Annotated in this window: 18 protein-coding genes and 2 pseudogenes; 7 read left to right on the top strand and 13 right to left on the bottom strand. The window is 61.4% G+C overall.

The window, feature by feature from the left end; all coding sequences use genetic code 11:
* Window positions 1-23 precede the first annotated feature (23 nt).
* From tnpC to L0U80_RS27240, 5 genes and pseudogenes are all read left to right on the top strand, one after another.
* Complete coding sequence (gene tnpC / locus L0U80_RS27260) at window positions 24-1,577, top strand: IS66 family transposase (RefSeq protein WP_233864683.1); 1,554 nt, start codon at window positions 24-26, stop codon at window positions 1,575-1,577.
* A gap of 107 nt (window positions 1,578-1,684) precedes the next feature.
* A pseudogene (locus L0U80_RS31945) lies at window positions 1,685-1,996 on the top strand (energy transducer TonB); the annotation flags it as partial.
* Window positions 1,997-2,095: 99 nt separating this feature from the next.
* Window positions 2,096-2,362 (top strand): annotated as a pseudogene (locus L0U80_RS31940) (energy transducer TonB); the annotation flags it as partial.
* 203 nt (window positions 2,363-2,565) lie between these two features.
* On the top strand, window positions 2,566-3,468 hold the full coding sequence (locus L0U80_RS27245) for a LysR family transcriptional regulator (protein ID WP_233873413.1): 903 nt from the start codon (window positions 2,566-2,568) through the stop codon (window positions 3,466-3,468).
* Window positions 3,469-3,552: 84 nt separating this feature from the next.
* Window positions 3,553-3,729 (top strand): hypothetical protein, encoded by a 177-nt coding sequence (locus L0U80_RS27240; RefSeq protein ID WP_233873410.1) that lies wholly within the window; start codon window positions 3,553-3,555, stop codon window positions 3,727-3,729.
* A 7-nt stretch (window positions 3,730-3,736) separates the two neighbouring features.
* Here L0U80_RS27240 and L0U80_RS27235 read toward each other — a convergent pair whose 3' ends face one another.
* The 12 genes from L0U80_RS27235 to L0U80_RS27180 form a co-directional block, all read right to left on the bottom strand.
* Window positions 3,737-4,348, bottom strand: a complete 612-nt coding sequence (locus L0U80_RS27235; RefSeq protein WP_233873407.1) for a lysozyme inhibitor LprI family protein — start codon at window positions 4,346-4,348, stop codon at window positions 3,737-3,739.
* Window positions 4,349-4,383: 35 nt separating this feature from the next.
* Window positions 4,384-5,546, bottom strand: a protein-coding gene (locus tag L0U80_RS27230) for an IS3 family transposase (protein WP_233862016.1) whose coding sequence is annotated in 2 segments (ribosomal slippage) — window positions 4,384-5,291 and window positions 5,291-5,546 — 1,164 coding nt in all. Because the reading frame shifts where the segments join, the coding sequence is not laid out codon by codon here.
* Window positions 5,470-5,781, bottom strand: coding sequence for a hypothetical protein (locus L0U80_RS27225; RefSeq protein WP_233873404.1), 312 nt, complete (start codon window positions 5,779-5,781; stop codon window positions 5,470-5,472). The genes L0U80_RS27230 and L0U80_RS27225 overlap by 77 nt, the downstream gene beginning before the upstream one ends.
* A gap of 942 nt (window positions 5,782-6,723) precedes the next feature.
* Window positions 6,724-7,092, bottom strand: a complete 369-nt coding sequence (locus tag L0U80_RS27220; protein ID WP_233873401.1) for a BON domain-containing protein — start codon at window positions 7,090-7,092, stop codon at window positions 6,724-6,726.
* Window positions 7,093-7,304: 212 nt separating this feature from the next.
* Window positions 7,305-8,495 (bottom strand): porin, encoded by a 1,191-nt coding sequence (locus L0U80_RS27215; RefSeq protein ID WP_233873398.1) that lies wholly within the window; start codon window positions 8,493-8,495, stop codon window positions 7,305-7,307.
* Window positions 8,496-8,585: 90 nt separating this feature from the next.
* On the bottom strand, window positions 8,586-10,214 hold the full coding sequence (locus tag L0U80_RS27210; protein ID WP_233873395.1) for a 3-(methylthio)propionyl-CoA ligase: 1,629 nt from the start codon (window positions 10,212-10,214) through the stop codon (window positions 8,586-8,588).
* 57 nt (window positions 10,215-10,271) lie between these two features.
* Entirely contained in the window at window positions 10,272-10,601 is a 330-nt protein-coding gene (locus tag L0U80_RS27205; protein WP_233873392.1) for a Rieske (2Fe-2S) protein, read from the bottom strand.
* A gap of 60 nt (window positions 10,602-10,661) precedes the next feature.
* The gene (locus L0U80_RS27200) at window positions 10,662-11,222 is read right to left on the bottom strand and encodes an RBBP9/YdeN family alpha/beta hydrolase (protein ID WP_233873389.1); all 561 of its coding nucleotides are present in this window, start codon (window positions 11,220-11,222) and stop codon (window positions 10,662-10,664) included.
* 21 nt (window positions 11,223-11,243) lie between these two features.
* A complete protein-coding gene (locus tag L0U80_RS27195; RefSeq protein WP_233873387.1) occupies window positions 11,244-12,092 on the bottom strand; it encodes a TauD/TfdA dioxygenase family protein in 849 nt (282 codons plus the stop codon).
* A 10-nt stretch (window positions 12,093-12,102) separates the two neighbouring features.
* Entirely contained in the window at window positions 12,103-13,083 is a 981-nt protein-coding gene (locus L0U80_RS27190) for a quinone oxidoreductase family protein (RefSeq protein ID WP_233873384.1), read from the bottom strand.
* Window positions 13,084-13,184: 101 nt separating this feature from the next.
* Window positions 13,185-14,507 (bottom strand): MFS transporter, encoded by a 1,323-nt coding sequence (locus tag L0U80_RS27185; RefSeq protein WP_233873381.1) that lies wholly within the window; start codon window positions 14,505-14,507, stop codon window positions 13,185-13,187.
* Window positions 14,508-14,603: 96 nt separating this feature from the next.
* Window positions 14,604-15,659: a beta-keto acid cleavage family enzyme gene (locus L0U80_RS27180; RefSeq protein ID WP_233873378.1), complete on the bottom strand. Its 1,056-nt coding sequence runs from the start codon at window positions 15,657-15,659 to the stop codon at window positions 14,604-14,606.
* Window position 15,660: 1 nt separating this feature from the next.
* Here L0U80_RS27180 and L0U80_RS27175 point away from each other — a divergent pair, with 1 nt between their 5' ends.
* Both L0U80_RS27175 and L0U80_RS27170 read left to right on the top strand, forming a co-directional pair.
* A complete protein-coding gene (locus L0U80_RS27175; RefSeq protein WP_233873376.1) occupies window positions 15,661-15,876 on the top strand; it encodes a hypothetical protein in 216 nt (71 codons plus the stop codon).
* Window positions 15,877-15,944: 68 nt separating this feature from the next.
* Complete coding sequence (locus L0U80_RS27170; protein WP_233873373.1) at window positions 15,945-16,946, top strand: AraC family transcriptional regulator; 1,002 nt, start codon at window positions 15,945-15,947, stop codon at window positions 16,944-16,946.
* 385 nt (window positions 16,947-17,331) lie between these two features.
* Here the strand turns inward: L0U80_RS27170 and L0U80_RS27165 are convergent, their stop codons facing one another.
* Window positions 17,332-17,673, bottom strand: coding sequence for a hypothetical protein (locus L0U80_RS27165; RefSeq protein ID WP_233873370.1), 342 nt, complete (start codon window positions 17,671-17,673; stop codon window positions 17,332-17,334).
* Window positions 17,674-17,775: the final 102 nt, after the last annotated feature.

Raw genomic sequence — 17,775 nt, 5'->3', positions numbered from 1 at the left:
TACACGGCACGGTCTAACTGGCCATGCCGAACAACCCCGTCATGCCGAGTGCTGAGGAATACCAGGCACTGCTCGCCGAATGCGACGCCCTGCGCAGTGAGCTCCGGCTCGTGACGGCCCAACGGAACCTTGCGGAAGAGAAGCTGCGCGCCTACAGGCACGAACTGTTCGGCGCATCGAGCGAGGCGCGCCATGCTGACCAGCTCGGCCTGTTCAACGAGGCAGAAGCGCTGGCCCAGTCCGCCGACGCGCCCGCGCGTGAAGACGTGCCTGGCACGCCGGTCGCCTCCCACCTGCGCAGCAAGCGCGGGCGCAAGCCACTCGATCCCAACCTGCCACGCGAGGTCGTGCGGCACGAACTGCCCGAGTCCGAACGGTTCTGTGCAAACGACGGTCATGTGCTCGTGGAGATCGGTGTCGAGACGAGCGAACAGCTCGACGTGATTCCCGAGCAGGTGCGCGTCATCCAGCATCAGCGGGTCAAGTACGCGTGCCCCTGCTGCGATCTCGGCATCAAGGTGACGCCGGCGCCGGCGCGCATCATCGCGCGCGGGCTGCTCACAGAGTCGGCGCTCGCGTGGATCATCACCGGCAAGTATCAGTACGGCATGCCGCTGTATCGCCAGGCCACTCTGCTGCGCCGCTTCGGCGGCGACATCTCGTCGAATACGCTGGCAGCGAGTGTCGTGCGCGTAGGACTGGCCACGCAGCCGGTGATCAACCTGATGCGCGATGCGCTGCTCGACTCGGACCTGATTTACGGCGATGAGACGACCTTCCAGGTGCTCAAGGAGCCAGGACGAAAACCGCAGGCGAAGAGTTATCTGTGGGCACAGGTCAACGGGTCGGGGCCGCCCGTGCGGATGTTCTCGTATTCACCGGGACGCGGTGCGCAGCACGCGCAGCGGCTCTATGCCGGCGTGCTACCCGGCACGGCGTTGATGACGGACGGGTACGAACTCTATAACGGCATCGCCCATGATCACCAGCTCGTCCATCTCGGATGCTGGGCGCACGTGCGCCGGGGCTTCATCAAGGCCGAAGAGTCCGTGCCGAAGGCCGCCCGTTCGCCGGACATGCTGGCGACTCGCTTCGTTATGCTGATCGGCAAGCTGTTCGCAGCCGAAGCACGTGGTGCGCGATGGGAGCCGCAGCGGCGACAACGATTGCGTGCCCGGTACAGCGGGCGGGTGCTCGCAATCCTTGAGCGGATGCTGGTTGAACATCTGCCCACAGTTGTGCCGTCGAGCCAGCTCGGCCGCGCGCTGCGGTACCTGTACGGCCAGTGGCCCAAGCTGATCCGCTACGTCGACAACGGCATATGGCCAATCTCGAACAACCTGTGTGAAAACGCAATCCGGCCGTTCGTCATCGGCCGCAAGGGCTGGCTGTTCTCCGACACCGTCGCCGGCGCGCAGGCCAGCGCCAACCTGTACTCGCTCGTCGAGACGTGCAAGGCCAGTGGCATTGATCCATACCGCTACCTTCACTGGTTGTTCCAGCGACTGCCGCATGCGCAGACCGCCGACGACTACGCGGCACTGCTCCCGTGGGGCGTGCCAGCAGACGTCCGCTGACTTCCGCACGATTGATCCATATCGTGTTTTGTGATGCGCGAAGTCGACCTCGCGCTGTACGATGGCCGCGCAACCATTCGCGCCATTCAAGCGAGGGATATCGACCCATGAAGCGATTCGCCGTATTACTGCTTTCTCTTTGCACGGCTACCGCGTTTGCCCAATCAGACGTGCAATCCGACCCGAAGCTGACCACCGCGTCTGAGGCTGCTCCGGCTACCACGCGGTTTGTCCCGGACGACCAAATACCCTGCCAATACGGCTTGGCGGCTGGCACTCCACGCAAGACGACGCCGAATGGGCCTGCTGCAGTTCACGTGTCTCTGGACGAGCAGGGGCAGGTCAAGGACGCCGAACTCTGGCGGTCGTCCGGTGACGCTGCCTTTGATAATCTTGCGCTACGTCAGTCGAGACTGGCTACCTGCAAACCCGTTTTGGGGCTCTTCGGCAAGAGCATTCCTGTCGAGACCACCTTCTGGTTCGTAGCGACGCCAGCTAAAACCGTCGCTTCCGGCTCGGCCGTACAGCCGTACGCCCGGAAGATTCAGCGACTGGTCCGTGCCAACCTCAGGTGGCATGGCGAAGACGTCACTTTACCGGCAGTAGTCGCGGTGAATTGCTCACCCGATGGCAAGCTCCTTTCGGCAACTATCGTTCATTCAAGTGGTAATTCTGCGTGGGACGATGCTGCGCTAAGAGCGGTGCAGGATTCTGACCCGATGCCGGCCGATGAAAATGGGAAAACTCCAGCACATTTCACGATCACGTACTATCAGAGGAGATAGCTGCGAACGCGTCTACCGGCTCCCTGAAACCAATCCGCGACGTGTCAACGCAGAGGGGCGTCGTTAAAGGACCGCATACGGAACATCCGTCTCTGTGGCTGTTATCTGGCACTGTAGGCAGCCAATACGTGTTCGTATACCGATCGTTTTTTTAGCAATACATTAGCCATTTCGTTCATTTGATCTTGGCGGAGGAATGCACGTTGGAATTCGGTCGACTCCGGGCACTGCTGGAGCTGGCGAGGTGCGGCACGATGGCGGCCGCCGCTGAGGCCCTGTTCCTGACGCCGTCGGCGGTTTCACAGCAGATCGCTCAACTAGAGGAAGACGCCGGAGTCAAGCTCACAGAGCGCGTCGGACGCGGGGTTAGGCTTACTCCCGCTGGCCACGCATTGGTGGGGTACGCCGAACGGGTGATGGTGGTGCTGGACGAGGCTCGCTCGGAACTGGCCGAACTGCGGCGTGAGATCGCAGGAGAGCTGCGTGTCGCTGCGTTCCCGTCGATCGCTTCGATTGTTCTCCCTGATACGGTCAAGGAGTTGCGGCGCGCGTTTCCGCGCCTCGCGATCGCGCTAGAAGAACTGGAACCGATTGACGCGGTCGCGGCACTGCGGTCGTGGCGAACGGACATCGCCTTGATTGACGATCTTTCAATCGCGACGGGCAATGACCGGGAAAACGTCGAGCTTGTGCCACTGGCGGAGGATGCACTGTACGTGGCGGTCGCGACTGACCATCCGTTGAGTAAAAAGCCGTCGCTGAGCCTGGCCGATCTCCGGTACGAAACGTGGGCTATCGAATCCACATGGAGTACCTTCGGCAGCTTCGTCATTGAGCTATGCCGCCGCGCCGGGTTCGAACCCCAAACCAACGCCAGATGCCGTGGATCCGACATAATCGACGCAATGGTGACCCCCGGCTGCTCTGTGTCGATCGCCCCGGGACTCCGGGTGCTGCGCGCACCGATCGGCGTGGCATGGGTCAAGCTGAGGCCGGAGATTCGCCGCAAAATCTACGTCGCTTATCGCAGCGGCGAGCGCAACCACCCAACGGTCAAGGTGTTCGTAGAGGAAATTGTCCGGACGGCATCGAGAGTTCTGAGTTAGCTGAATCGACGACATGCACCCTTGAGTGCCCGTTCGACGCTGCCGATGGAGCGACAGGTCAAACGCTGGGTTTGAGTCGGTACGATGGTAACCCTGGGTATCGGGGATATCTGGTCTGACCAGGCATTTGTGGCATCCCCCGCTTACGGATCCGAGACGTTCCTGCAACTGCCGGTCGACGATTCCACAGTCTCGATGGTCAAGGGTGGCGAGCTGCACGAGGACAGCAGCTATTTGCTGCCGTTAAGTGCGCATCCATGACATGCGATTACGAGCGCATCCGCTTCAGTTCATCGATGCGCAGACGATAGCTTCGCTGCAAACAAGCTTTATCGCTACACACGTTGCGAGAATTGCGAAGCCATGCTCGTTGGTCCTCACGCAACTTCGATTTATTAGTCGCTGATTTTGATTTTTGACTATAAATTTCTGCCAGTTCCTGATCGACACGCGTCAGTTCCGCATCCCCGCAAATAAGCTGTGCTTGAACGGACATGAGCTTGCTGCAATCAAAACTCTCGCTCAAGGCGGCCTTCATAACGGATTGAGACTCCAGCGCCCCTGGCTTGCAAAGCCCTTGCAGCGACGTACAGGCGGTGTCGCGTCCGACCCATGCCATGTCTCGCGCGCCGTATTGCTTGACGAAACGATTGATGCCTGCGTGACTTACACCTCTTTGCATGGCATTTGCCGCAATAATCTCGTTACAAAGAGAGTCCTCAGTGTAAGTCTTCCCATCTCGCTTGTAGCAACTGTGAAAGCCAAGCAACCCACTACCAACAATACTTCGGCGCTCACCTGAAGCGAACACGATGGACGCGCAAGCGGAAGCGCATTTGGCGTTATCTGGAACTGTCGCGTAGACGCGCACTTTGTCCATTGCATCGACGAGCCGAAACGCGGCCTCTGTAGTGGTCAACTAATCCCGGACACTGCGTTAAGTTTTTCTTCCGCAACAGCCGGCGCCAGTCCGTCATTGAACTGATGCGGCCGTATCCAGTTGTAACGGTGCATCAGGTAGTGGCTGATATCCCGGTGTGCTTCCTGCGTCGACGTGTACCCCACTGACGGCAGCCATTCCGTCTTGAAGCTGCGGAACAGCCTTTCCATCGGGGAGTTGTCCCAGCAATTTCCACGACGGCTCATGCTCTGCTGAATCCGATAGCGCCACAGGCGCTGACGGAATTTCCGGCTTGCATACTGGCCGCCTTGATCCGAGTGGAACAGCAAGCCTTGCGGACGACCACGCTGCTCATAGGCCATCTCCAACGCCTGCACGACCAGATCGGCATCCGGGCGTGTCGAGAACGCCCAGCCAACAACCCGACGCGTGAACAGGTCGAGCACTACGGCCAGATAATGCCAACGGCCCTGCGCCCAGACATAGGTGATGTCACCACACCAGATCTGATTCGGCGTACCAACCTCGAATTCACGATTGAGATGATTCGGGATATCGATCCGCTCGACCGTGGCCTGCTTGTAGGCATGGCGACCCGGCTGCTTGCAGATAAGCCCGAGTTCTTCCATCAGGCGGCTGACCTTGAAGCGGCCAATCACCGTACCTTCTTCGCGCATCATGCCCATGATGCTGCGGCTGCCGGCAGAGCTTCGACTCTCGACGAACAGCTCGTGTACCCGGCTACGCAGTGCCATGCGCTCGGCGTCAACGCGCTGGGCGCGCTCCCGGTACGCATACAGGCAGGATCGCGATACGTCGAATACCGCGCAGATCAGTTCGACCGATTCGCTTGCGCCAATCTGATCAATTACTTCGTACGTTCGATGCCTTCCGACATCAAGAGCGCGGTAGCCTTTTTTAAAATGGCCTTCTCACGCTCGAGGCGTTCGATACGCGCCTCGAGTTCCTGAATACGCTGTTGATCCGGCGTGATTGCCTTGCCCTGCGGCGTGACGCCCTGGCGTTCCATCTGAAGTTGCTGCACCCAGCGACGCAGCACCGTCTCGCCGACACCGACCGAGCGGCTTGCCTCCATATGGCTATAGCCCTGGTCGAGCACCAGACAGGCGGCTTGCTGTTTGAACTCCGGGGAAAACGTACGTCGTTGCTTGCTCATCAGACACCTCTTCATGGCGACCATTCTCGCCTAAATCAGTGTCCGGATTCATTAGACCACTACACTCTACATTCCCACCAGGGCTATTTAAAAGAAGGAGAACGAGTCCGTCGATATCACGGTCGGCCTTTCTGGCGAGCGTCAGAAACTTCTCTGCGTCGCCGTCCTGAATCCTCCCGTCGCCGATCACCATCTTCAGCTTGAGTTGAGGTTGGTAGTAGATCTTGAAGTCCATCCCCGGTGCGACTCCGGGGAACATGAGCACTGTGAAGCAGAGCCAGGACGAAAACCGACGGATAAAGCATCGCGATGCCGAGCCCCTGGCTGTTGGGTGCTGAGCGATGCGCATACGCTTTTCCTCAGGGACGATTCCAGACGATTACGCGTGGCGTGCGAGCACATCTATTGCGCGCATGGCGACAGGGTCCGACTAGGGCCAAAGAATCATTCGACGTTAGCGGCGACATCGAAGCCAGGTTGGCGAGCGGTTCACTGTCGGCAAGGCCGGGATATTTTTGCCGGGTAACCTGATGACATCTCATCGGGCACTTATGCCCTCTTCGTTCATCACACGCTCGTCCGATCGCAAACCCTCGGTCCGCTGGCAGGCAACCGGGTTGGTGATCTTGCAGGTTACGATGACCATTCGGCTTGGGATATCGGACCTTCGTCCGATTGAGATGATTGTGGTAACCCGCCGTGGCCCGGCAGCTAGCCACAGCGCGGGCACTCGCCCTGGGCGGATATTGCGGCGTAACGCAAGTGGTGTGTTGCGTCGGTTAGACGGCGGCGTTGCCGCGTGAACCGTGCCTCGCCGCGGCTGGGCGGGGTCCGGTGTGACCAGAGAACACCCTGCTCCTACCGCACCCCGCTCCTCCTGCGACTGTTTATATGCCGCCAAATGGCTTCTGCACCGTCAACTTCTTGGTCACCGACGTCACGCAGGGAACGCTCGTGATAATGTCCTCTGCTTTGCCGATTTATGCGGTTTCCCAAACCGCACCACCGAGCGTTATCGCGCCGTTTTTCGCGCACACGCTGATGGTGCCGGCGTTGATGATATCGGCTGAAACTGACTTCCAGCACCTCGCAGAGCGCCGAGACTGGCCAGTAGTGTCGATTGCACCCGATGAACGCCCACTTCACATCGACAGTATGTCCGGCGCGCCTTTCAAGCTTACATACCGCCCAGTGGCTTCTGGACCGTCAGCTTGTTTGTCACCGACATCACGCCAGGCACGCCCTTGGCGATCTCAGCGACTTTCTCGATCTGCGAGGCATCCGTAACCGTGCCATTCAGCGTGACCGCCCCATTCTTGGCTGTGACACCGATACTGCCGCCGTGGATTTCCTTGTGCTTTGCGATCGCGGTGTACACCGCGCGCCGCAGCTTGGTGTTGCTCGGAGCAGCAGGCGCCGCTGTGCTGGGCGACGCCACGGCCGTATCGCCAGGCGCGCTGGCTTGCGGTTGCGCGGACGCGTTCAGGGATGCCGCGGCGAGCAGTGTGCAGAGCGCCAGGCTGAGGGTTTTGGTCGTCGTTTTCATTGAATACTCCTGTGGGTGCTGCTGCTAGATGAAACGCTGTTTCCGGTTGGCTATCGCGCCGGCGAGCTGGGCGCATCGATGGACTGATTGCGCCCGTTGCGAGATCGCAGGCGACGCAGAAATGACAAACCCACCTCAACGCCTGCTTCCGGTTGCCCGGCAGCTTGCGCCAAGGTGGGCCAGTGCGGGACTGATCCAGGCCCGCACATGACTTAGAAGGTATGGCGCAGGCCGAAGTTGACGGCCGTGGTGTTCTTACCCGGGGCTACAGGGGTGCCATAAATGAGTTCCTGGTTCATCTGGCCGCGGTTGGACACATAGCCGACCTGGGCATAAAGCGCCGTGCGTGCCGACAGCCTGTAGTTGCCGCCGATTGCGTAGGCGGTCGACTGGTTCGCGTTGTTCTTGTTGTCCTTCAGGTAGTAGACACCCGAGGTGACGTCGATCGTCGGCGAGAAGCGGTAGCCAAGACCACCCGTCCACATGTCGAAATCACCGGAGACAACAAATGGCGGCGCCGCATTCGGCTTGGCCGGATTGCGCCCGTTGCTGAACGAACCGGAGACCGAGAAGCCGTGCCACGTGTACTTCGCGCCGAAGTAGACGAAGCGGTTATTGTTCAGGCCAGTAGCCGGAACCGCCGCGTTTGGGCTCGTGTAAGGAAAAGGGTTCGCGTCGTGCCCGTTGTAGTAGACGGCATCCGCGTTCAGACCAAAGCCCGAATACTTGAGTATCGCCGACTCGCGCGTGCCACCCTGCGCCTGCCCTGCCACCCCGCCGGGCGAGTACTGAAGTGCAGTGGACACGCCGTAGAACGACGGCGAGTTGTAGACGATCGAATTGTCGTCATACAGCGCGCCAATCTGGCCGTTCGTGGTGCTTCCCGACCAGCCCGACATCGTGTTCATGGTCAGCCATGCGGTCAGGACGCTGCCGAAGTACTGCGCGTTGCGCACGTCCGTCTCTGCCATCGCGTAGGCCATCGGCGCGAACTGGCGGCCGAAGTCGATCTTGCCGAACGGCCCCGACACACCGATGGTCGTGACCTGGGTGAAAATCGAGCTGCCCAGCGACGCGGGCACAGAGAACCTTTGCGTCTGGCCGTTGGAGGTGTTAAACGCGCCCTGGAGCTTGAAGTTGGCTGCGTAGCCGCCGCCCAGGTCTTCCGTGCCCTTCATACCGAAGATGCTCGAATAAATGCCACCGTCCTTGAGCTGAACCACATGGCCTGCGTTACCGTTCAACTTGGTGTTCGGCAAAAACGGGGCCGACGTGAGCGCCGCCGACGTGCTCTGGTAGAGCAGACCAGAGTCCAGAGCGCCGTAAAGCGTGACCGACGATTGCGCGTGAGCTGTGCTGGCAAAAAGGGCGAATGCTGCCAGGGCGCCGAACTTCAATTTCATTGTGTCTCCTCCAGGTGTGGATACCTTCCGGGTGGACCCGGCGAGTTATGGTTACTGCTTCCTTGATACTCTGTGGCTGTCGTACTGCTATCAAACCGACACGTAGTAGTTGCCGTACTGCTCGCGCAACCGGTTCTTGAGCACCTTGCCCGTCGCGCCGATCGGTACGGCGTCGATAAACAGCACCGCCTCCGGCTTCCACCACTTCGCTACGCGGCCGTCGAAGAACGTGAGCAGTTCGTGCGCTTCGAGCGCGCTGCCAGGCTTCTTCACGATCAGCAGCAGCGGGCGCTCATCCCACTTCGGGTGCCGCGCGGCGATGCAAACCGCCGTTGCAACTTCAGGGTGCAGACACGCGACGTTTTCGATGTCGGCCGAACTGATCCATTCGCCGCCGGACTTGATGACGTCCTTGCTGCGATCCACGATCTGCATGAAGCCATCCGGGTCGATCTTCGCGACGTCGCCGGTCGGAAACCAGCCGTCTTGCAGCGGCGATTCGTAGTTGCCACCGAAGTACTCGCGCGTGACCCAATGTCCGCGCACGAGCAGATCACCAGCGGCGCAACCATCCCACGGCAATTCATTGCCCGCCATGTCGACGATCTTCATGTCGATGCCGAACACCGAACGCCCCTGCTTCGCCTGAAGCGCGTAGCGCTCGGCTTCGGGCAACGCGGTCTGATGTGCCTTGAAACTGCAGACGGTGCCAACCGGGCTCAACTCCGTCATGCCCCATGCGTGCAGCACAGCGACGTGATGGCGTTCCTGGAACGCCGCCGTCATTGCAGTCGGACATGGCGCGCCGCCGATAATCGTGCGTCGCATCGATGAAAACGAACCTTCCACCGATTCGACATGCGCAAGCAAACCCTGCCAGACCGTCGGCACACCGGCCGAGAGCGTGACCTGCTCTTGCTCGATCAGTTGATAAAGCGACTTGCCGTCGAGCGCCGGCCCCGGAAACACGAGCTTCGCACCGACCATGCACGCGATATAAGGCAATCCCCACGCGTTCACATGGAACATGGGCACAACTGGGAGAATCGCGTCGCGCGCCGAGCAGTTCAGCGAATCCGGCAGTGCCGCTGCGTAGGTGTGCAGCAGTGTCGAACGGTGGCTATAAAGCACGCCCTTCGGGTTGCCGGTCGTGCCCGACGTATAGCAGAGCGAAGACGCGCTGTTTTCGTCGAGCAGAGGCCAGTCGAAATTCGCGTTGTGGCCTTCGATCAGATCCTCGTAGCAGAGCAACCTGGAGCCGAGGGAATGGTCGTTCGGCATATGCGCGCGATCGCACATCGCGACGAAAAACTTCGGGCTCGTTACGCGCGGCGCGACGCTTTCGATCAGCGGCAAGAACGTGAGGTCGAAGAAGACGACGCGATCGTGTGCATGCTCGATGATGTACACGAGCTGGTCGGCGTGCAGCCGCGGATTGAGCGTATGGAGCACGGAGCCGGAGCCCGATACGGCAAAGTAAAGCTCCATGTGCCGGTAGCCGTTCCACGCCAGCGTACCCACACGTTCGCCGGGGGCGATACCCAGGCTCGCGAGCGCATTGGCCATGCGGCGCGCACGTTGCGCGAGATCCTGGTAGCGATAGCGGTGAATGTCGCCTTCCACGCGTCGCGAGACGATTTCCTGGTCGCTGTGATGGCGCTCCGCGTGCATGAGCAGCGAAGCGACCAGCAGCGGTTGTTGCATCATCAAACCTTGCATCGTTTGCTATCCTGAATGATTATCTCTTGGATCGATAACCGAACCACCCGTGCTGCCCTATGCGAGACTCGTAGCCGCGTCCTCCAGGACCACGACCAGTTTGTCGTCCACCGTCCGGACCGGGAACGTCTTCACGCTCAGTCCGCCCGCTCCCGGCATACAGCCGGTGCGCAGATCGAAACGCAATCCGTGCGCCGGGCAACGCAGCAAGCACCCTTCCAGCTGGCCGCTCGCGAGCGAGGCACCGTTATGGGGGCACGAGTTGTCGATCGCGTGAACCGAGCCAGCAACGTTGAACATGACGATGCTGCGGCCATCCACGAAAGCCAGCTTGCGCTGCCCCGGCGCGAGTTCATCGACCGTAGCTACCGGTACTTCACGTGACATTTCCTTCCCCCCTAACTTCATCGGCTCGCGTCGCGGATTGCCTGTGTCGCTCAGTTCTGATCAGAGCAATTCATTGATCAGCGTTTCGGCCATGGGCCAAACACCAAAGCCCGCGGCGGGATTCAGGTGACCGACTTCGCCCAGGTCGACGAGGCGGCTGCCCCAATCCTTCGCCATGGCCTCCACACGTTCGAAGCTCGCGAGTGGATCGTTGCGGCTCGCACCGACGATGCTCGGGAACGGCAGCGGCTTGCGCGGAATCGGAAGCCAGCCGTTCTTGGCGATCGGATCAAAGCCCGGATAGCCAGCCGGCAGCGGCGTCTCGAGGTCGGCTGGCGCGGCGAGCAGCGCGCCGTGAATCTTGCGGCTGTGCTGCTGAGCCCATTGAACCGTGATCATCACGCCTGCGCTGTGCGCAACGAGAATGACGGGGCCGTCGATTTTCGCGAGTGCTGCGTCGAGCGCGGCAACGCGCGCCGCGCAACTGAGCTTGTCGTGTTCGAGCGGCGGCACCGAGGCCGCCTTCGGCAGCCTGGCCTCCAGCAACGTTTGCCAATGTTCCGCAACGTGATCGCGCAGCCCCGGGACCATCAGGATGGTCGGTGTGGTTTGTGAAGCCATTTACTCTGGTTTCCTGCTGGTTCAGTACGGCTTCTCACCGATGATTCCTGCGCGTTCCATCTTGCGGTGGCACGGCGGGTAGTCCATCACGGCATAGTGCTGTGTGCTGCGGTTGTCCCAGATCGCGATGCTGTTGGGCTTCCAGCGCCAGCGCACCTGATACTCGGGGATATAGGCCTGGCTCACGAGATAGCGCAGCAAATCGCCCGCGCCGGGATTGGCGTCCTGCCCGTAGCGCACGCGCTCCGGCGTGTGATAGTTCGTGAAGTGCGTGGTGAACGCGCTAACGAAAAGCACTTTCTCGCCGGTTTCGGGGTGCGTGCGAACGACTGGGTGTTCTGCGTCCGGGAACTGCGCCTTGAGCGCGTGACGCTTTTCGATCGGCATCGCCGCGCCGAAGCTCGCTTCGATGCTGTGGCGGGCACGCAGGTCCGCGATCTGCGCTTTCACGTGCTCCGGCAGTTTCTCGTAGGCGAGCGCCATGTTTGCCCACATCGTGTCGCCGCCGACGGGCGGACACTCCACACAGCGCAGCACAGCACCGAACTGCGGGGCTTCGCGCCAGGTGGCGTCCGCGTGCCATGCGTTTTCGTACCGGTCGTTGGGCTGGTCCGGGTTCTTGTAGATCCGCACGAGACCGGGATTCTCCGGATCGCTTCCGGCGACCGGATGGTCCTCCAGCTCGCCGAAGCGGCGCGCGAACGCGACATGCTCGGCACGCGAGATGTTCTGGTCGCGCAGGAACAGCACGCGGTGCTTGAGCAGCGTCGCGCGAATCTCGGCGAAAAGGCCGTCGTCGTGAATCGCATCGGCGAGATTCACGCCGGTCAGCTCGGCGCCGATGGCGCAGGTCAGTTGTTCGACTCGCACGTTGCTCTCCTCAGATAACGAAGACCGACGAGCCCGTCGTCTTGCGCGATTCGAGATCGCGGTGCGCTTGCACCGCGTCTTCCAGCGCGTAACGCTGGTTCAGTTCGATCTTGATGCGGCCCGCTGCGACATGCCCGAACAGTTCTTCGGCGAGCGCGTTTTTCTCGGCAGGGTCCGCGATATAGTCAGCGAGCGCCGGGCGCGTGAGGTAGAGCGACCCCTTCATCGCCAAGATCTGCGGATTGAACGGCGGGATCGCGCCGGACGCCGTGCCGACGCAAACCATCAGGCCGCGGCGCTTGAGCGAATCGAGCGATGCCTCGAAGGTGTCCTTGCCGACGCTGTCGAACACGACGTTCACGCCCACGCCATTCGTCAGCTCACGCACGCGCTTCGCGACGTCTTCGCGGCTGTAATAGACGATGTGATCGCAGCCATGTGCGCGCGCCACTTCGCCCTTCGCTTCGTTCGATACCGTGCCGATCACCGTGAGGCCCAGCAGCTTCGCCCATTGCGAAACGATCAGGCCCACGCCGCCTGCGGCCGCGTGCAGCAGAATCGTGTCGCCGGCCTTGAAGTCATGAATGCGGCGCATCAGGTACGACGAAGTGAGGCCGCGCATCGTCATGCCGGCAGCCGTTTCGCAGGAGATTGCGTCCGGCAGCTTGATGAGCGGTGCCGCCGGGATCAGGCGTTCGGTGCTGTAAGCGCCGAGCGTGTTGATGAAGCCGGTGTAGGTCACGCGGTCGCCGACCGCGACGTTCGTGACTTCGGGGCCCACGGCCTCGACCACGCCCGCAGCCTCGACACCCATGCCCGCAGGCAGCGGCACCGGATACAAACCACTGCGGAAGTAGGTGTCGGCGAAATTCAGTCCCACCGCCTCGTGGCGCAGGCGGACCTGTCCGGGGCCCGGGTCGCCCACTTCGACGCTCTCGTAGCGCAAGACTTCGGGTCCGCCGGTTTCATGGAAGCGCACTGCTTTCGCCATTTCTACTCTCCTATCCTTTACTCAAACTGCTAAATCGTTTCATTTGCGGTGGGACGGTTCGTCCCACCCTTGATGCACTATTGCGTACTGTTTGTTTTCATCTAGCGCGCAGCTTCTTCGCGCAGGGTATTCGCGCGATCGATATCGGCGGTGTAATTGCGCTTGCCGATGAAGAACACGGCTGCCGCAACCAGCGGGGCAAACGGCACGAGTTGCAGCGCGCCGAGCAGCCCGATGCGATCGGCCACGATGCCCGTCAGCACTGCAGCAGGTGCGAGCCCCAGCAGGTTGTTTGCAAGCGTCAGCGTGGCAAACGCCGAGGCGTGGATCGACGGCGGCGTGAGGTTCGCCACCATCGCGCCCGAGGGGCCGGTCGCGCCTGCACAGAAGAACATGCCGGCACCGATCACGACGAGTTGCGCCGTACCGGCAGGCATGTGCAGGCCGATTGCGAGCAGCGTGAAGCAGATCAGGCAGTACGCAATCGCAACGCTCCATTTCCTTTCGCGGACCTGCTTGCTGAAGCGGTCCGCGAGGTTTCCGCACACCACCATGCCGACGCCCGTCACGAGAACGAACGCCGCGGCGGTCACGGCAGCCTTGCCGGTTTCCATGCCGTAGTAGCGGTTCAGGAAGCTCGGCATCCAGCTCCAGATGGCGGCCGGAACCAGCAGATGCACACCGCTGCCGACGTAGGCGCAAACGACCGAACGCGTGGAAAACAGCCCCTTCATCAGTGCGCGCAAGCTCGTACGCATACCGAGGTCCTGCGCGTGTCCGCTCACGCTTTGCGGCTGCAGCGGCGCGAGCCGCTTTTCGGTGACGACGATACGATAGAGAACGACCAGCAGGATCCCCATGGCCGCCATCGCGCCGAACGCCGCGCGCCAGCCGTGATGAGCCGCAACCGCACCACCGACTGCCATGCCGAACACCGATCCGAACGCGCCGCCGGCCATGAAGGCGCCGGTGATCGTGGCACGCAGATGCACCGGAAAAATACTTAGGACGACTGCAATACCGACGCTGCCATAGGCGGCTTCACCGATACCGACGAATGCACGCGCGAGGAGCATCTGACCATAGTTGGCCGAGATCGCGCAGCCGAGCGTCGCGACGCTCCACATTGCCGCCATCAGGGTGATGCTCTTCACACGGCCCCAGCGGTCGGCCAGCACAGACAGCGGAAACGTGAGCACGCCCACCATCAGCGCGACCACACTGCTCAGCGAGCCGAGCCGGGTGTCCGAGAGATTCCACGTCGCCTTGAGCAGCGGGAACACGGCATTCAGCACCTGCCGCGACATATAGTCCGAAAGCAGCAACCCGACGGTCAAGGCGAACACGACCCATGCATACGTGGGCACGTTCGTTTTCGTCGACGCAAACTCGCCCGCGGTGGGCTCGGCATGCGTGGAAAGCATATGTCGTCTCCTTAGATTCCGCTCGTGGTCGGGCGGTATGGGCCGCCGGAAAAAATGCGGCCGATTGTCGATGCTGGCCGGGTCGTCAGCAGCGCATTACGCCGCGTACATCGGCACGTTCTTCACGCCGGGCTTTCGGTTCGGCGCCATACCGTTCGCTGCGAGCGTCTCATCGATCGTGTCGTACTGCACGCCGATGCGATAGATCTCGCGCGCTTCCTTGCCGGTCGCGATCTCGCGGCCCAGTTCCCGCGCCACGCGCACGCACTGCTCGATCTGCTGCACCGACGTGAAGCGCTTGCCGTGCTGGTCGATGATCGTGTCTTCGATGCCGCAACGCGGATGCAGGCCCATCGACATCGCCATCATGTTGAACGGCAGCACATTCTTCAGCAGCGACTCGGCGGTCAGCGTGCAACCGTCCGGTGCGCGGTGCACGAAGTTGAAGAAGTTGAACGGGTTCGGGCCGTCAAAGCCGCCACCGATGCCAATCCACGTCAGGTTCAGCGGGCCCTTGTACGCGCCCTTGCGCACGAGGCGATCAAGCGTTTCGAGCGCGTGAATGCCCGTGAGCTGGAAGTGCGGCTGGATGCCGGAAGCCTGCAGACGGCGCAGGTGTTCCTCCACCCAGGCCGGACCGGCCGGAACCGTCATTTCACTATAGGCCGCCATGAACGCAGGGTTGGACAACGAGGTGCCTTCCAGGTATTCCGGATAGAGCAGCTCCATGATGTTCATCTGCGTGGTGTTGATCGCCACCGTCACCTGATCGGGCTTGGGATCGAGGTCAGCGAGCATGTGGCGCGTGTCGTCCGAGAGCCACTGTGCTGCCTGGCCTTCATTTTCCGGGGCGAACGAGATCGAGCCGCCCACCTGGATGATCATGTCGGGCACGGCGGCGCGCACGCCGGCGATCAGCTCGTTAAACTTGGAGAGGCGCTTGGAGCCCTTCCCGTCGAGTTCACGCACGTGCAGATGCAACACGGTCGCGCCCGCGTTGTAGCAGTCCACGGCCTTCTGAACCTGCTCTTCCATCGTCACCGGAATGTCTTCCGGGAAATCTTCGGGCATCCACTCCGGGCCGTACGGCGCGGTCGTGATGACCACCTTGTCCTGATTCTCGGGGTGCAGCGAGTCGTCGAGGAATTGCATCGTGTTCTCCAATATGGGTGACGGTATTCCGACGTTTCGCGACGCAGCTGGTCGCTTGAAATACCGCCCGGAATTGCGTTGTCCGTTGAGCTGGAACAATACGCCGTTCCCGCGCTACACTTTTGTGAATGAACGCCATCGTTTTAGGCTTTCGCGCCACCAGGCGTTAACACCACCGAGCGTTAACACCAACGCCACCTGGCGTTTACACCAATAATTGCGAAAGCGCGGTTGCTGCCGGCTGGCGAAGCGCGGCAAACCACGATGCGTGGAGGAGACACAACGATGGAAACGATGGTGCGCGCGGGCTCGCTAGGCGGCTATTTCGACGTGGCGCGGCGCTCTGGACTGAACCCGGTCGAACTTGCGCAGCAGGCCGGGATCGACGCCGCAGCGCTCGCGAACCCGGACGAGCGCATATCCGCTGCAGCGGCCTGCCGGATACTGGAGCTCACGGCCGAAAAGGCATCGTCTCCGACTTTTGCGCTGCAAATGGCCGAGACACGGCAGAAGTTCGGCACGGGCCTCATCAACGTTCTGCTCGCGCACAAGCGCACGATGCGCGAAGTGCTGATTGCCGCAGTCGAATACCGGCATCTGCTGAACGAAGCCCTCGCGGTGTATATCGAGGATGCGGGTGAAACGGTCACCATCCGCGAGGAAATCGTCGTCGATCCGGGTGTTCGCACGAATCAGGCAATCGAACTCGCGGTTGGCGTGCTCGCACGCCACGCCGGCGCCCTGCTCGGCGATCGATGGAAACCGCGTTCCGTTCATTTCGTTCATCAGGGGCCGGCAGACCTCACGTTTCACCGCCGCTTCTTTGGGTGCCCGCTGGAATTCGGCAGCGACTTCAACGGCCTCGTATGCGCGGCGGGCGACCTCGACTACCCCAACCCTGCCGCCGACCCGGAACTGGTGCGTTACGCAGAGAGCCTCGCCGATTCGCTCAATGCGACGGGTGTCGCCTCCGCCGCGCTCGAAGTGCGCAAGGCGATCTACCTCCTGCTTCCAGTCGAGCAGGCCACCGTCGAGCGAGTGGCCGCGCATCTGCATCTGAGCGTTCGCACCATGCAGCGCCAGCTTGGGCTTGCCAATACGAGCTTCACGCGCCTAATCGAAGAAGTGCGGTCCGAGCTGGCGGTGCGCTACATGAATAATCCGCGGTATCCGATCGGGCGCGTTTCCACCTTGTTAGGCTATTCGCAGCAGGGTTCATTCACGAACTGGTTCAGCGCGCGCTTTGGCATGACGCCGCGCGACTGGCGCAATAGTCATATGAAATGACAATGTGGCGATGGCGTTGCCATGCTCACGATCGACGAGGCTGTTTTGTGACGGAATCGATGGCCGCTTCCGGCTAATGGGCCGTCAACTTGCCGGGGCAGGAGTCGAGTCGGATGATGTGGATCGTTCAGGCATCTACCGACTGATTTTGGGCGAGCCCGATGAATTCGCACCACGCGACAAAACGGGCTCAGCATGGGTCGCGATTAAATGATGCGTAGAGCAGATGGCGCTTAAACGCGGAGTGCTGGGGTATTGGACCGAAGCGCGACACAAAGGCCTGCATTCGTTTCGGGCCTCGGAACCGGCAACCCATGAGTGGCACTTCCGGACCCGGCCCCTTTGCATCGAGTTGAAAAGCCGCGACCCGCGCCAACGGCTGCAATCAAGGGTCCACTTCCAGCGTTACGCCAGCGCCGCGAAGTACCTGCAGGTAAGCGGCCGTGTCGCCGACGGCAGCGGTGGCCTGCTCCGCGAGACTCCACACGCGTGTAGATTTTTCTGCACTCGCCATCATCGATTCGAGAGCGTCTGAATCGGCAAACCCGTGCGCTGTCGCTACCCCGAGAACAGCATCGAGAACGCGTCGGGCCGCTGCTCGCGCATCGACCTGCGCCCGTGGCGCCCGGTATGCAAGAAAGCCTGCCATCAGCAAGAATTCCGCCGGGCTGATGTGCTGGCCATCGCCAACAGGCACACCACCCGCATTGCTGTGAACTAGCGTCATACATCGCCTCCCGCTATGGAGCATCGAGCGCTGCGAACGCGCGGATACGCGTCGTGACTGTCGCTGCCCGTTCCGAATCGGATTCTCCGGCAGACGGGTTCA

This window comes from Paraburkholderia adhaesiva, assembly GCF_021390575.1.
Classification (GTDB): domain Bacteria; phylum Pseudomonadota; class Gammaproteobacteria; order Burkholderiales; family Burkholderiaceae; genus Paraburkholderia; species Paraburkholderia adhaesiva.
Note: the sequence above shows the minus strand (reverse complement) of the source record. Positions and strands in the feature narration are given on the sequence as shown.